General features: G+C 73.0%; 13 protein-coding genes. 8 read left to right on the forward strand and 5 right to left on the reverse strand.

The window, feature by feature from the left end:
* Positions 1–150 precede the first annotated feature (150 nt).
* Positions 151–1,155 (forward strand): ParB/RepB/Spo0J family partition protein, encoded by a 1,005-nt coding sequence (locus JO379_RS28825; protein ID WP_209517646.1) that lies wholly within the window; start codon positions 151–153, stop codon positions 1,153–1,155.
* A gap of 46 nt (positions 1,156–1,201) precedes the next feature.
* Here JO379_RS28825 and JO379_RS28830 read toward each other — a convergent pair whose 3' ends face one another.
* Positions 1,202–1,711 (reverse strand): hypothetical protein, encoded by a 510-nt coding sequence (locus JO379_RS28830; protein WP_209517648.1) that lies wholly within the window; start codon positions 1,709–1,711, stop codon positions 1,202–1,204.
* 173 nt (positions 1,712–1,884) lie between these two features.
* Positions 1,885–2,835 (reverse strand): ribokinase, encoded by a 951-nt coding sequence (locus JO379_RS28835; RefSeq protein ID WP_307842173.1) that lies wholly within the window; start codon positions 2,833–2,835, stop codon positions 1,885–1,887.
* Between the two features lie 233 nt (positions 2,836–3,068).
* Between JO379_RS28835 and JO379_RS28840 the strand changes: the two genes are divergently transcribed.
* Positions 3,069–4,301: an amidohydrolase gene (locus JO379_RS28840; protein ID WP_130881260.1), complete on the forward strand. Its 1,233-nt coding sequence runs from the start codon at positions 3,069–3,071 to the stop codon at positions 4,299–4,301.
* Positions 4,302–4,450: 149 nt separating this feature from the next.
* Positions 4,451–4,987 carry a hypothetical protein gene (locus JO379_RS28845; RefSeq protein WP_209517652.1) on the forward strand — a complete coding sequence of 179 codons (537 nt, stop codon included), beginning with the start codon at positions 4,451–4,453 and terminating at the stop codon, positions 4,985–4,987.
* A gap of 24 nt (positions 4,988–5,011) precedes the next feature.
* Here JO379_RS28845 and JO379_RS28850 read toward each other — a convergent pair whose 3' ends face one another.
* Entirely contained in the window at positions 5,012–7,417 is a 2,406-nt protein-coding gene (locus JO379_RS28850; protein ID WP_209517654.1) for a phosphoketolase family protein, read from the reverse strand.
* A 311-nt stretch (positions 7,418–7,728) separates the two neighbouring features.
* Between JO379_RS28850 and JO379_RS28855 the strand changes: the two genes are divergently transcribed.
* The 3 genes from JO379_RS28855 (at position 7,729) to JO379_RS28865 (ending at position 9,022) form a co-directional block, all read left to right on the forward strand.
* Entirely contained in the window at positions 7,729–8,511 is a 783-nt protein-coding gene (locus JO379_RS28855) for a sigma-70 family RNA polymerase sigma factor (RefSeq protein WP_130881257.1), read from the forward strand.
* A 76-nt stretch (positions 8,512–8,587) separates the two neighbouring features.
* Positions 8,588–8,812, forward strand: a complete 225-nt coding sequence (locus JO379_RS28860) for a DUF5133 domain-containing protein (RefSeq protein ID WP_130881256.1) — start codon at positions 8,588–8,590, stop codon at positions 8,810–8,812.
* A 39-nt stretch (positions 8,813–8,851) separates the two neighbouring features.
* Entirely contained in the window at positions 8,852–9,022 is a 171-nt protein-coding gene (locus JO379_RS28865) for a hypothetical protein (RefSeq protein WP_165451665.1), read from the forward strand.
* Between the two features lie 203 nt (positions 9,023–9,225).
* Here JO379_RS28865 and JO379_RS28870 read toward each other — a convergent pair whose 3' ends face one another.
* Complete coding sequence (locus JO379_RS28870) at positions 9,226–9,540, reverse strand: chaplin (RefSeq protein WP_130881255.1); 315 nt, start codon at positions 9,538–9,540, stop codon at positions 9,226–9,228.
* 444 nt (positions 9,541–9,984) lie between these two features.
* Here JO379_RS28870 and JO379_RS28875 point away from each other — a divergent pair, with 444 nt between their 5' ends.
* Both JO379_RS28875 and JO379_RS28880 read left to right on the forward strand, forming a co-directional pair.
* Positions 9,985–11,466 (forward strand): SDR family NAD(P)-dependent oxidoreductase, encoded by a 1,482-nt coding sequence (locus JO379_RS28875; RefSeq protein ID WP_130881254.1) that lies wholly within the window; start codon positions 9,985–9,987, stop codon positions 11,464–11,466.
* A gap of 97 nt (positions 11,467–11,563) precedes the next feature.
* Positions 11,564–13,105 carry an SDR family oxidoreductase gene (locus JO379_RS28880; RefSeq protein WP_209517656.1) on the forward strand — a complete coding sequence of 514 codons (1,542 nt, stop codon included), beginning with the start codon at positions 11,564–11,566 and terminating at the stop codon, positions 13,103–13,105.
* An 11-nt stretch (positions 13,106–13,116) separates the two neighbouring features.
* Here the strand turns inward: JO379_RS28880 and tsaD are convergent, their stop codons facing one another.
* Entirely contained in the window at positions 13,117–14,175 is a 1,059-nt protein-coding gene (gene tsaD / locus JO379_RS28885) for a tRNA (adenosine(37)-N6)-threonylcarbamoyltransferase complex transferase subunit TsaD (protein ID WP_130881907.1), read from the reverse strand.
* Positions 14,176–14,241: the final 66 nt, after the last annotated feature.

The raw sequence follows: 14,241 nt of genomic DNA on the forward strand, positions 1-14,241 counted from the left end.
CCCGCTCCGGCGGTCGATTGCCAGTTGGCGAGGCGGGGGCCCCGGAGAACTGTCTTCGTCGCGTGCGTGATCTCCATCGTGGTCCGTCGGAGGAGTTCCTGGAAGGGTGTCGTGACGACTTCGGAATGTGCTCGATCGGGAGAGTTGGCAATGGACGCCCCGGCCGCGGAGTTCGCGGTGCGTGAGGCGGGCGTGCACAGTGAGAGCGGAGCGGACCGCTGTCTGACGGCGGTGGTCCCGCTGGACGCGTTATTGCCCGCCGACTCCCCCCGCGTGGCAGGCGAGGACCCCCGCCATGTCCACGCGCTCGCTCAACTCGACGCCCGTCTCCCGCCGATCATCGTGCACCGCTCGACGATGCGCGTCGTCGACGGCATGCACCGGCTGCGGGCCGCGCGGCTGCGCGGCGACGACCGGATCACGGTCCGCTTCTTCGAAGGCAGTGAGGCGGACGCCTTCGTCTACGGCGTCAGGCTCAACACCCTTGCGGGGCTGCCGCTCAGCCCCGCCGACCGCACCGCCGCCGCCGAGCGCATCATCGGCACCCACCCGCAGTGGTCGGACCGGCTGATCGCCTCGGCGACCGGTCTCGCCGCGAGCACGGTCGCCTCGCTGCGCAGACGATGCGCGGGCAGCGCGCAGGTGAACGCCAGGACCGGCCGCGACGGACGGGTCCGCCCGCTCAACGCGGCGGAGGGGCGCCGCCGGGCGGTCGCACTGATCACCGCCAAGCCGCACGCCAGTCTGCGGGAGATCGCCGACGTCGCCGGCATAGCCGTCGGCACCGCGCGGGACGTGCGGCAGCGGCTGCGCCTGGGCGAGGACCCGGTGCCGAAGAAGCTGCGGGAGGCGGAGAGCCGCACCGCCGCCGACACCTCCATGGCGCTGCGCGCCACCCCCGTGCCCTCCGCGCCGGTGACCACGGGCGGAGAGCAGCCGCTGCCCAACCTGCGCCGGGACCCCTCCCTCCGCTTCACCGAGGGCGGCCGGGCGCTGCTCCAACTGCTCAGCGCCCACGCCATGGGCGGCGAGCGCTGGCAGCGGCTCGTCGAGAGCGTCCCCGCGCACCGCACCGCGATGGTGGCCCAGGCCGCCCGGAACTGCGCGGAGGCGTGGCAGCGCTTCGCGCTGGAGCTGGAGCGCAAGGGCGCCTGAGCCGCGTCGCGATCGAGGGAGACGGGAAAGGTGAGGCTGCGGGGGATCAGTCCCGCAGCCGGATGCGGAAGGAACCCTGCTTGTCGGTCTGGGTGAGCGAGGCCTCGCCCCGCGCCTTGGCGTACGCGCCGGTACCGCCGGTCACCGCGGCGGTGCCGGTGTGCGGGCCGCGGCCGAAGCGGTCGGTCATCGACGTCAGCACCAGCGTGCCGTTCTCGGTGCGCAGCACCCGCTGGCACTGCGTGACCACGCCCTCGTACCGGGCGAGGACCACGTCGCAGCGGTCGCTCCCGTCGCCCACGCGGCGACCGGCGCTCTCCTTGCCGTCCTTGCCGGTCTCGGTGGTGTGCACGTCGAAGTAACTCACCCAGTGGTCCCCGGCCTTGGGGTACTCGGTCCGGGTGTCGGTCTTCTCCACGGTGGTCAGCCGCAGCTCCGTGTCCTCCTGGGCGGCGGAGGCGGTGTGCGGGGACGTCAGGCCGAAGGCCGCGGCACCGAGGGCCACCGCGGCGGCGACGGCGGCAGCGACGGTACGGCGGGGACGGTCACGGAACATCGGTTCCTCCAGATCGAGTCGGGGGCGGTCCGCCGGACCACCGGGCTCCCCCCACCCGCCTCGTCCGACGCCGCGTTCACCTCGACTCCCGACCGTACCGTCCGGCCGACGCCGCCGACAGAACATCACCCGCCAGAGATCCGGCGGGACGGCAAGGCCCGTTACCCCGTCCGCTATGCGGACAATCCGGGCGCGGGTGGCAGCTCGGCGAGGGTCGGGTACGACGGCTGCGCACCCGCCTTGGTGACGGACGCGGCACCGACCCGCACCGCGAACCGCGCGGCCGCGACCAGCGGGGTCCCGGCCGCGAGCCGCACCGCCAGGGCCCCGGTGAACGCGTCCCCCGCGCCCGTGGTGTCCACGGCCTTGACCGCCGTCCCCGGCACCGTCACCGGCTCCGCGTCCGCGTGCTCCAGCGCGAGCGCGCCGTCACCGCCCAGCGTGACCACGACCGACCGGGCGCCCCGGTCCCGCAGCGCGCGGGCCCACAGGGCGGGGGTGCCGTCCGTGAGTCCGGACAGCTGCCGCGCCTCGTGCTCGTTGACCACCAACGGGTCGGCGGCGGCCAGGAGTTCGTGGTCCAGCCGGTCCGGGGTGGGGGAGGGGTTGAGCACGACCCGGGTACCGGTCTCCCGCGCGACGGCGACGGCCGCCCGTACGGTCGCGGGCGGGATCTCCAGCTGGAGCGAGAGGACCGCCGACGCCGCGACCGTCTCCCGCGCCGAGGTGACGTCCTCCGGCGTGAGACGGTCGTTGGCGCCCGGGGAGACCACGATGGAGTTGTCCCCGTCCGGGCCCACCACGATCAGCGCGGTACCCGTCCGCGCGCCCGCCTCGACCAGCACGTGCCGCACCTCGGTGCCGGCCTCCCGCTGGGCGGCCAGCAGCAGTTCGCCGTAGGCGTCGTCACCGACCCTCGCCAGCAACGCCGTCCGGGCGCCGAGCCGAGCCGCCGCCGCGGCCTGATTGGCCCCCTTGCCGCCCGCCGACTCGACCAGGTCCGTGCCGTGCACGGTCTCGCCCGCCCCCGGCCGCCGGTCCACCCGGACCGTCAGATCCGCGTTGGCCGAACCGATCACCAGCACGTCGTACGTCCGCGTGCCGACGGTCTCCGCACCGCTCACCGTCATCCTCCTGTCGTCTCCCTTGTCACACACCGTCTCATCAGTGGAACTCCGCCGCGTTCTCCCACGTCACCAGGACCACGGGAACCTTCACCTTGTCATGTGCGGCCGGTCGCAGATCATGGAACCCTCCCTCGGTCCTTCGCCAGGAAGGCGCGCACGGTCCGCCGCTTCGCGGGTAGACGACAGCCCGTCGGCGCCGCGCGGACCGTGCGCGGCCGGAAGGAGGCAACGTGCCCGGATCCCACCAGTCACCACCCGCAGCCCACGCATCGGCCCTGTACGCGCGCATCGACGAGGAGGTACAAGCCCGTGCCGCCGGGCTGTGGGACATCGGGCTGCGGTTGCACGCCACGCCCGAACTCGCCTTCGATGAACACCGGGCGGCGGCCCTGCTGACAGACGAGCTGGAGCGGGCCGGGTTCACCGTTCGGCGGGGCGTCGCGGGCATGCCCACGGCGTTCGTGGCCGACTTCGGATCGGTCCCTCGCCCCCGCGTCGCTCTCCTGCTGGAGTACGACGCGCTGCCGGAGCTCGGCCATGCCTGCGGACACAACCTGATCGCCGCGGCCGGGCTCGGCGCGGCGCTCGCCCTGCGCACCGCGCTCGACGACGAGACCCGGCGCGGGAGCGGTGGCACCTTGACCGTGGTCGGCAGCCCCGCGGAGGAGGGCGGCGGGGGGAAGGTGGCCGAGGTGGCAGCGGGTGTCTTCGACGACGTCGACGCCGCGCTGATGTTCCACCCGGGGGTCCATGACTGGTCCTGGGCGCCGCTGACCGCCCAGGTGGAGGTCGCGGTGGCGTTCCACGGGCGGGCCGCCCACCCGACCGGCAACCCGACCGAGGGCGTGGACGCCCTCGCCGCCCTGATCCAGCTGTTCACCGCGCTCGACGTGCTACGACGGCGGCTGCCCGCCGGCTCCCACATCCAGGGCATCGTCACCGACGGCGGGCGCGCCACCAATATCGTGCCCGCCTACGCCCGAGGGGCCTTCGGACTGCGCGGGGCGACCACGGCCGCCCTCGACGACCTGGTCGATGAGGTGCGTCGCTGCGCCGAGGGCATCGCGGCCGCCACCGGGACCCGAGCGGAAGTGGCCCGCTCCACCGGTGGCTACCGGCACTTCCGCGACAACGACGTGCTCTCCGGGCGGTTCGCCCGGCACCTGGCCGCAGCGGGCATCACGCTGGGGCCGCCGGCCGCGGGTGTGTATCTGGGGTCCTCCGACATCGGTGACGTGAGCGCCGTGGTTCCGGCCATCCATCCCTTCGTGGCCGTCATGGGCCCCGGCGGAGCCGACCACACCCCGGAGTTCGCCGAAGCCGCCGCGAGCGAGCGGGGGCGCCGCACGATGCTGGCTGCGGCCCGGGCCCTGGCCCGCACCGCCGCGGACGTCCTCCTGGAGCCGGGGCTGTGCGAACGGTCCTGGGCCTGCTGGCGGCAGAAAGCCGCCGCGGGTCTGTGAGCCCGGGCGCGGGTACCTTGCCCGCGCCCGTGGCCCTGATCCGACCGCAGTGGGATGCGCCGGGCCATGTCAGGGATTCGCCGGATCCCCCTCTCATCGGCGGTCTAGGGTACGAGCACGCCGCCCGCGGTCACCCGAGGAGGAATCCTGTGTCATCGCCCTGCGACCCCGAGTACGCTCCCGCCGGCGATGTGGGCGCGGCACTCATGATGATCGACTCCCGGCTCAAGAGCATCCACGCCGGCAAGACCGAGATCGACCCCGAACAGCACAAGTTGATCGACCAGTACATGGCCTCCCTGGGCCCCGGCGGAGCCGATGACGTACTGGACGGCGCGTGCTCCCTTGTTTTTCTCTTCATGCAATGGCTGCGGTCGGCCCACCAGGACCACGACAAGGACGTCATCGAGTACGTGGTCCCCCCTCTCGTGGCCACCCTGCGGAGAATGCCCAAGAGCGTCCGCCCCGAGACCATCCCCACCATGGCCGGCCTGGCCATCGCCGCGGGCACCGGCCTGAGCCCCAGTCTGTGGCGCAAGCAGTACGGCGACTGGAGCGAGGCCGAGATGAACGCCCTGGAAGCCACCACCTTCCTGCTCGCGGAGCACATCAACCGCGTCACCGACGACCCCGACTTCGCCACCCGCATGGTCACCGAAGCTCTGACCAGTGCGGACGAGGACTGATCCCGCCAAGGTGACGCGCGGGGTTCAGCGGGACCAGGACCAGTCGGTGACCTCCGGCAGGTCCACCCCGTGCTCGCGGATCCAGGCGTGGTGGCGGGTGCGGACGTCGGTCATGGTCTGCCGTACGGACGCCGCGCGGACGCCCAGACCGGGGACCCGGTCGATGACGTCCATGACGAGGCGGTAGCGGTCGAGGTCGTTGCGGACGACCATGTCGAAGGGCGTGGTCGTCGCCCCCCGCTCCTTGTAGCCGCGCACGTGCAGATGGGCGTGGCCGGTGCGGCGGTAGGTGAGGCGGTGGATCAGCCACGGGTAGCCGTGGTACGCGAAGATGACCGGCTTGTCGGGGGTGAACAGCGCGTCGTACTCCGCGTCGGTCATGCCGTGCGGGTGTTCCTCGTGCGGCAGCAGCCGGGTCATGTCGACGACGTTGACGACGCGCACGGTCAGCTCGGGCAGATGGCGGCGGATCAGGTCGGCGGCGGCCAGGGCCTCCTGGGTGGGGACGTCGCCCGCGCAGCCGAGCACGACGTCCGGTTCCCGCTCGCCGGTCTCCGTGCCCGCCCAGTCCCACACCCCGGCACCCCGCGCGCAGTGGGCGCGGGCCTCGTCCATGCCGAGCCAGTCGAAGCAGGGCTGCTTGCCCGCGACGATGACATTGACGTAGTCACGGCTGCGCAGGGCGTGATCGGCCACGGACAGCAGGGTGTTGGCGTCCGGCGGCAGATAGACCCGCACGACCTCGGGGGCCTTGTTGAGGACGTGGTCGACGAAGCCGGGGTCCTGGTGGGAGAAGCCGTTGTGGTCCTGGCGCCAGACGTGCGAGGTGAGCAGGTAGTTGAGGGAGGCCACCGGGCGGCGCCAGGGCAGCGCGCGGGAGGTCCGCAGCCACTTGATGTGCTGGTTGACCATGGAGTCGACGATGTGGACGAACGCTTCGTAGCACGAGAACACCCCGTGCCGGCCCGTCAGCAGGTACCCCTCCAGCCAGCCCTGGCAGAGGTGCTCGGAGAGCACCTCCATCACCCGGCCGTCGTGAGCGAGGTGTTCGTCGGTGTCGAGGGTGGCGGCCTGCCACGCCTTGCCGGTGGCGGCGTAGAGCGCCTCCAGCCGGTTGGAGTCGGTCTCGTCCGGGCCGACCACCCGGAAGTTCCGGCTCCCGGCGGTGTCGGCCATGATCTGGGCGAGGAACCGGCCGAGAACACGGGTGGGTTCGTGGAGTGCCGCTCCCGGCTTGTCGACGGGGACGGCGAAGTGCTCCAGCGGTGGCATCGGCAGGGACCGCAGCAGCAGGCCGCCGTTGGCGTGCGGGTTGGCCCCCAGCCGCCGGTCGCCCTCCGGCACCCAGGCGAGCACCTCCGGGCGGGGCTCGCCGTGCTCGTCGAAGAGTTCCTCCGGCCGGTACGAGCGCAGCCAGTCCTCGAGTTGGCGCAGGTGCTCGGGGTTGTCGCGGACCCCGGAGAGGGGGACCTGATGGGAGCGCCAGGTGCCCTCGACGGGCAGGCCGTCGACCTCGGCCGGGCCGGTCCAGCCCTTGGGGGTGCGCAGCACGATCATCGGCCAGTGCGGCCGGTCGGTGACGCCTTCCTCGCGGGCGATGCGCTGGGCGGTGGCGATGTGGTCCAGCGCCCGGTCCATGGCGTGGGCCAACGCCCGGTGCACCTGCGCCGGGTCGTCGCCGGTCACGTAGAGGGGCTCGTGGCCGTAGCCGCGCAGCAGCCTGTCCAGCTCCTCGTCGGGGAGCCGGGCCAGCAGGGTGGGATTGGCGATCTTGTAGCCGTTGAGGTGCAGGATCGGCAGGACCGCACCGTCGTGGACGGGGTCGAGGAATTTGTTCGCGTGCCAGGACGTGGCGAGCGGCCCGGTCTCGGCCTCGCCGTCGCCGACGACGCAGGCGACCAGCAGGCCGGGGTTGTCCAGCGCGGCGCCGTAGGCGTGGGCGAGGGAATAGCCCAGCTCGCCGCCCTCGTGGATCGAACCGGGCGTCTCCGGGGCCACATGGCTCGGGACCCCGCCGGGGAAGGAGAACTGCCGGAAGAGCTGTTCCATGCCCGCCGCGTCCCGGCTCACGTCCGGGTAGACCTCGCGGTAGCTGCCCTCCAGCCAGGAGTTGGCGAGCACCGCAGGCCCGCCGTGCCCCGGGCCCCAGACGCACATCACGTCGAGGTCCCGGGCCTTGATGACTCGGTTGAGGTGGGTGTGCACGAGGTTGAGCCCCGGAGAGGTTCCCCAGTGCCCCAGCAGCCGGGGCTTGATGTGCTCCGGTTCCAGCGGCACCGCCAGCAGCGGGTTGCTCAGCAGGTAGATCTGGCCGACCGACAGGTAGTTGGCCGCACGCCAGTGGGCGTCCAGGGCCGCGACGTCGCGGTCGGTGAGGTCGTGGGCACCCGGTTCGGGGGAGTGGGCAAAGGGCTGGGGGTGCGGGGCCACGGGGGTCTCCTCGGTGATGGCCGGACGGAGCTGCTGCCGCTGCCGCGAGTACCCCGCCCGGGGCCGGGGAAACGGCCGGTATACAGCGGCGGGGGCGTAAGAGACCTTCCCCCGCGACGCGCTCACTCACTGTGACAGGACACTTGCGTCGAGTCGCGCGTTCGGCCCCTGCGCGGCATGCTGAGAGCCGTGGCCGATTCCGGCCGCCCCGGCCCCGGCGCCGAACCGTTCACGGGTACGCGAGGTGGCGGCCGGGCGGACGGCCTTCCGGCCGGCACTCCTGTCGCACGAGCGAGGGGATCACTGTGACCATGGCCGAGACGACGTCCCCCCGGTGCGGGCGCGACGCACCCGACACAGCAGCCCTCTTCCTGCGGATGGCCGCCCTTCCCGACGGGCCCGAGCGTGACCGGCTGCGGCAGGACGTGATCGCCGCGTGGCTGCCGATGGCCGAGCGCATCAGCCGGCGGTTCCGCGCCAGCGGGGAGAGTCCGGCGGACCTCCGGCAGGTGGCGGCCCTGGCGCTGGTCAACGCCGTGGACCGGTTCGATCCGGAGCTGGGGTTCGCGTTCGAGTCCTTCGCCGTCCCCACCATCAACGGCGAACTCAAGCGACACGTCCGCGACCATGTGTGGTCCCTGCGCATCCCGCGCAGGGACCAGGAACTCCGCTCCGCCGTCCGCTCCGCCCAGGGGCGGCTGGAACAGCGCGGCGCCGGGGGCCGGTTCACCCTCGCCGAGCTGGCCGTGGAAGCCGGGCTCACGGAGGAGGAGGTACGGCGCGGGCTCGACGCCGACGGTGTGCACCGCACCCTGTCGCTGGACCAGCCGTCGGCCGGACTGGGCGAGCTGCCGCTCGCCGACACCCTCGGCCGCGCCGACCGCACCCTGGACCTGGTCATCGACCGCCAGTCGCTCAGGCCCCTGCTGGACGCGCTGCCCGAACGGGAGAAGACCGTCCTGTACTGGCGGTTCTTCGCGGGCCTCACCCAGAAGCAGATCGGTGCGCGGCTGGGCGTCTCCCAGATGCAGATCTCCCGCATCCTCAGCCGCACCTGCGCCCGGCTGCGCGAGCAGCTGCTCGCGCCGGTGTGACGTCCGCGCCGGCAGTCACCCGGTGGTGACCCGGCACGCACGGGCCCGCCCGTCCACCGTCGAAGGGATCCCCCTCATGCTGATGGCTCACCCGGCGGTTCTGCGCGACCTGCTCGACCGGTACGAAAGCCTGCGGGCCGTCGCGGGCGAGCGGGTCGTCCGCGCCCAGATCTACCGACGGCTCCAGGACACCGCCTACACCCTGTGCGTCACCACCGGCACCCGCGACATCGACGCCGCCCTGCGCGCCGCGCGGTCGCGCGTGGCGCAGTACCCGGCGGCGGAGGCCGTCGCCGTCTGATCGCTCCTCCCCCTACAACGACAGGCCAGGCGCATCATCATGACGTCACGCCACACCCATCTGACCCCCGACCTGCCCCCGACCGTCGAGGTGCCCGATCTCCCCGGCGCCCAGCACCCCCACGACCCCCGCACCGACCCCGTCGAACACGAGCCGCGCCGGGAGGAGCCGCCCGACGGCTCGCCCGGCCGGCGCGCGCCCGCGGACTGAAAGCCCCCGCCGGGCACCGCGGCCGTCCGCGGGGCCACCGGTCCCGACACGTCGGCCGCGTCCGGACATGGCAGTGGCGTCCACCATGAAGAACATGGTGGACGCCACGGACGCGCGAGTAAGGGCTCCGGCGGCTGACTGTGGCTCCCTGCCCCACGCGGGCTCCGCCGACGCGGTCTGCTGCCCGCGTCTTAAGGGAGGGCTCAGTGGTGGCCGTTGTGCCCGTTGTGGCCATTGTGGCCGTTGTGCCCGTCGTGACCCTTGTCCCCGTGGTGGCCATCGGCGTTGACGCAGGTGTTGCCGAAGGTCGGGTTCAGCAGACCGACGATGTCAATGGTGTTGCCGCAGAGGTTGATCGGGATGTGCAGCGGCACCTGAATGACGTTGCCGGAGATGATGCCGGGCGAACCCACGGCCGCACCCTTGGCGCCGGAGTCGGCGACGGCGATCCCCGCCGCACCCGAGAGGGCGGTGCCGGCGGCGACGGTCAGGATGGCTGCCTTGGCGATACGCGACATGACTAAACCTTTCTAAGGGGCGTTGAGCGGCAATTGTTACCGCCGGAATGGCCGCAGTTGGACCAATTTGGGTTCCAGCGCGCATGATTAACCCGGAAAGGCCAATAAGTCGTATGAAATGCAGGGATGCGATATTTCCCCGCATTCCCTCGGTATTCCTCCGGCGCGGCAAGGCCTTTTCTCGCTTTCCCGCCCTGCTCCTCGGCCCCTCCGGCTATTTCCCTCGCCCCGGTTCGGTGCCCTCGGGGTGATCGTCGGCCCCTCTTCGTCGCGCGCGGATATGTGACCTGCGTCACCGGTCGTGGCCGCCGGCCCTTTCGGCGCACCCCCCTGCCGCTCCGCCGGAGCCATGCTCTAAGGTGCGCGTTTGGCGTGGCCGCCCCTGTCTACGTACAGTTCTTCGAAGCTTCAATTGATCAGACGAACTGGGAAACGACAGCGCCGATGACGGTCACAGAAGAAAGCCGCGACGGTGCGGGTCGCCAGTCCGGTGAAACCGGTATCGATCCGGAGCGCATGGCGATGTGCCTGAGCGTGCTCGAGGAACTCGACGCACTGCCGGTCGACCACCCCGACGCGATCGAGATCCGACGGGCCACCGCGGGCATCTACCGGACCGTCAAGCAGCGCCGCCGCCAGGAGCGCCGAGCCGCCAAGACCGCCAATGACCGGGCCGTGACCGAGGCCACCGCCACCGGTGCCGCCGACCGCATCGACGACGAGACCCGCGGTATACCCCTGGCCGCCACGTCCACCGCCCAGATCGTCGGCATCCTGGAGCGCCCCCGCTCCTGCTACATCTGCAAGACCCGGTACACCGAGGTCGACGCCTTCTACCACCAGCTGTGCCAGCCCTGCGCCGCGGAGAACCGCGCCCGCCGGGACGCCCGCACGGACCTGACCGGCAAGCGCGCGCTGCTCACCGGCGGCCGGGCGAAGATCGGCATGTACATCGCGCTGCGGCTGCTGCGCGACGGTGCGCACACCACCATCACCACGCGCTTCCCCAACGACGCCATCCGGCGCTTCAAGGCCATGCCGGACAGCGGTGACTGGCTGCACCGCCTCAAGATCGTCGGCATCGACCTGCGCGACCCCGCCCAGGTCGTCGCCCTGGCCGACTCCGTCGCCGCCGAGGGCCCGCTCGACATCCTGATCAACAACGCGGCCCAGACCGTGCGCCGCAGCCCCTCGGCCTACCGCGAGCTGGTCAGCGCCGAGGCCGCGCCGCTGCCCGCCGGCGAGCTGCCCGCCTCGGTCGTCTTCGGTGCCTTCGGCAGCGGCGCTCAGGCCGCCCTGCCCGCCCCGGCCGGCAGCCGGCACGACGAGCTGACCCCCCAGGCCCTCACCGACCTGGCCCTGACCAGCGGCTCCGCCTCCCTGGCACGGGTCGAGGCGGGCACCGCGATCGACGCGGGCGGGCTCGTACCCGACCTGGACGCCACGAACACCTGGGTCCAGACCGTGAGCGAGGTCGACCCCGTCGAGCTCCTCGAAGTGCAGCTGTGCAATGTGACCGCGCCGTTCGTGCTGGTCAGCCGACTGCGCCCGGCCATGGCCGCGTCCGCCGCACGCCGTAAGTACGTGGTGAACGTCTCCGCCATGGAGGGCGTCTTCAGCCGCGGCTACAAGGGCGCCGGCCACCCGCACACCAACATGGCCAAGGCCGCCCTGAACATGCTCACCCGCACCAGCGCCCAGGAGATGCTGGAGGCCGACGGCATCCTGATGACCGCCGTCGACACCGGCTGGATCACCGACGAGCGCCCGCACCCCGACAAGGTGCGCCTCGCCGAGGAGGGCTTCCACGCCCCCCTCGACCTCGTCGACGGCGCCGCCCGGGTCTACGACCCGATCGTCCGCGGCGAGCAGGGCGAGGACCTCTACGGCTGCTTCCTCAAGGACTACGCCCCCGCCAACTGGTGACGGAGACGTGCGGCGGCACCCGTACGGGAGCCGCCGCACCCCTAAAGGACCAGCCCCGCCTGGCGCGAGGTGCGCCGGGCGGGAGACCGTGGACCCCATGGGCACCACAGGGAACGACCAGGACCGGATCCGGGGCGACCACGGGAGCGCGGAGAAGCCGGCGCCCCGCGCCCTCGTCGCCGGGGCCACGGGCTACATCGGGGGCCGGCTCGTCCCCGGACTGCTCGACGCCGGCTACCGGGTGCGCTGCCTCGCGCGCGACCCGCGAAGACTGCGCGACCAGCCCTGGGCCGGCCGGGTCGAGACCGCCAAGGCCGATGTGACCCGCCCGGACACCCTCCCCGACGCCTTCGCCGACGTGGACGTCCTCTACTACCTCGTGCACGCGCTCGGCACCGGCGCGGACTTCGAGGAGACCGACCGGCGGGCGGCGCTCGCCGTCGGGCGCGCCGCCAAGGCCGCCGGGGTGCGACGCATCGTCTACCTCGGCGGACTCTCCCCCCGCCAGGTGCCCGAACGGTTCCTCTCACCCCATCTGCGCTCCCGCGCCGAGGTCGGACGGATCCTCCTCGACAGCGGGGTCCCCACGGCACAGCTGCGGGCAGCGGTGATCATCGGATCCGGCTCCGCCTCCTTCGAGATGCTCCGCTACCTCACCGAGCGGCTCCCGGTGATGGTCACCCCGAGCTGGGTGAACACCCGCATCCAGCCCATCGCCGTCCGCGACGTGCTGCGCTGCCTCGTGGCGGCGGCACGGCTGCCCGACGACGTCAGCCGCAGCTTCGACATCGGCGGCCCCGACATCCTCACCTACCGCCGGATGATGGACCGCTACGCGGCCGTCGCCCGGCTTCCCCGGCGGCTCGTCCTGCCCGTGCCGGTGCTCACCCCCGGCCTGTCCAGCCTCTGGGTCGGCCTGGTCACCCCCGTCCCCAGCGGCATCGCGCGTCCCCTGGTGGAGTCGCTGCGGCACGAGGTGGTCTGCCGCGAGCACGACTTCGCCCGCTACGCACCGGACCCGCCCGAGGGCCTGATCGGCTTCGACGAGGCCGTGCGCCTGGCCCTCAGGCGCGTACGGGACGCCGACGTCGCCACCCGCTGGTCCTCCGCGTCCCTGCCCGGCGCCCCCAGCGACCCGCTGCCCACGGACCCCGACTGGTCGGGCGGCAGCCTCTACGAGGACCGCCGGGAGGTGTCCGTCGACGCCGGGCCGAAGGCGCTCTGGCGGGTCGTCGAGGGCATTGGCGGGGAGAACGGCTGGTACTCCTTCCCGCTCGCCTGGTCCCTGCGCGGCCTCCTCGACCGGCTCGTCGGCGGCGTCGGCCTGCGCCGCGGCCGCCGGGACCCGCACGCGCTGCGCGTCGGCGACTCCCTCGACTTCTGGCGCGTCGAGGAGATCGAGCCGGGCCGGCTGCTGCGGCTGCGCGCCGAGATGCGGCTGCCCGGCCGGGCCTGGCTGGAGCTGACCGTCACCCCCGACGGGGCGTCCCGCGCGACGTACCGCCAGCGGGCGCTGTTCCGTCCGCACGGGCTGGCCGGCCACGCGTACTGGTGGTCCGTGGCCCCCTTCCACGCGATCGTGTTCGGCGGCATGGCCCGCAACATCGCGCACCGGGCGCGGACGTACCAGGGCGCCTGACGGCGCCGGTGTCAGGCGGCGCGGGCGGCGGCCCTCGCCACCGGGTGGAGCGCCGCGTACTCCAGCGGCGCCGACGGGTCGATGGACACCTCCAGCGGCGCGGGCTCCGCGCCCGCGCGCACCAGCAGATCACCGACGGCCGCGATCATCGCGCCGTTGTCGGTGCACAGCCGCAACGGCGGCACCCGCAGCTCGACGCCCGCCGCCGCGCAACGCTCCTGGGCCAGCGCCCGCACCCGGGAGTTGGCGGCCACCCCGCCGACCACGACGAGGGTGCCCACCCCGTGCCGGACGCACGCCGCGACGGCCTTGCGGGTCAGGACGTCGGCCACGGCCTCCTGGAGGGACGCGGCGCCGTCCGCGACGGGCAGCGGCCGCCCGGCCTGCCGGTGCCGCTCCGCCCAGCGGGCGGCGGCCGTCTTCAGACCGGAGAAGGAGAACGCGTACGGATCGTCGCGCGGCCCGGTCAGCGGACGGGGGAACGCCACCGCGCGCGGGTCGCCCTCGCGGGCCGCCCGGTCGACGGCGGGACCGCCGGGGTAGGGCAGGCCGAAGACCCGGGCCACCTTGTCGAAGCACTCGCCCGCCGCGTCGTCCAGGGTGTCGCCGAGGTGGACGATCGGGTCGCGCGCCAGATCCCGCACGAGCAGCAGCGAGGTGTGCCCGCCGGAGACGATCAGCACCACGCACGGGTTCGGCAGCGGCCCGTGCTCCAGGGTGTCGGCGGCCACGTGCCCGGCGAGGTGGTGCACCCCGTACAGCGGCACGCCCAGCGAGTAGGCGAAGCCCTTCGCCGCGGCGACACCGACCTGGAGCGCGCCCGACAGGCCGGGGCCGGTCGTCACGGCGACCGCCCCGATGTCGCGCATCGTCAGGCCCGCGTCGGCCAGCGCGGCACGGACGACGGGCGCCGCCGCGTGCACATGCGCGCGGGCCGCGATCTCCGGCACGACACCGCCGAAGCGGGCGTGCTCGTCCATGCTGGAGGCCACCGCGTGACCCAGCAGCCTCCCGTCCCGGACGAGACCGGCGCCGGTCTCGTCGCAGGACGACTCGATCCCCAGCACCACCGGTGAACGCCTCACGAGCGGACCTCCTGCCTTGGCTATGTAATTGCGAACAATATGCAACTGTAG

This window comes from Streptomyces syringium, from assembly GCF_017876625.1.
Taxonomy (GTDB): domain Bacteria; phylum Actinomycetota; class Actinomycetes; order Streptomycetales; family Streptomycetaceae; genus Streptomyces; species Streptomyces syringius.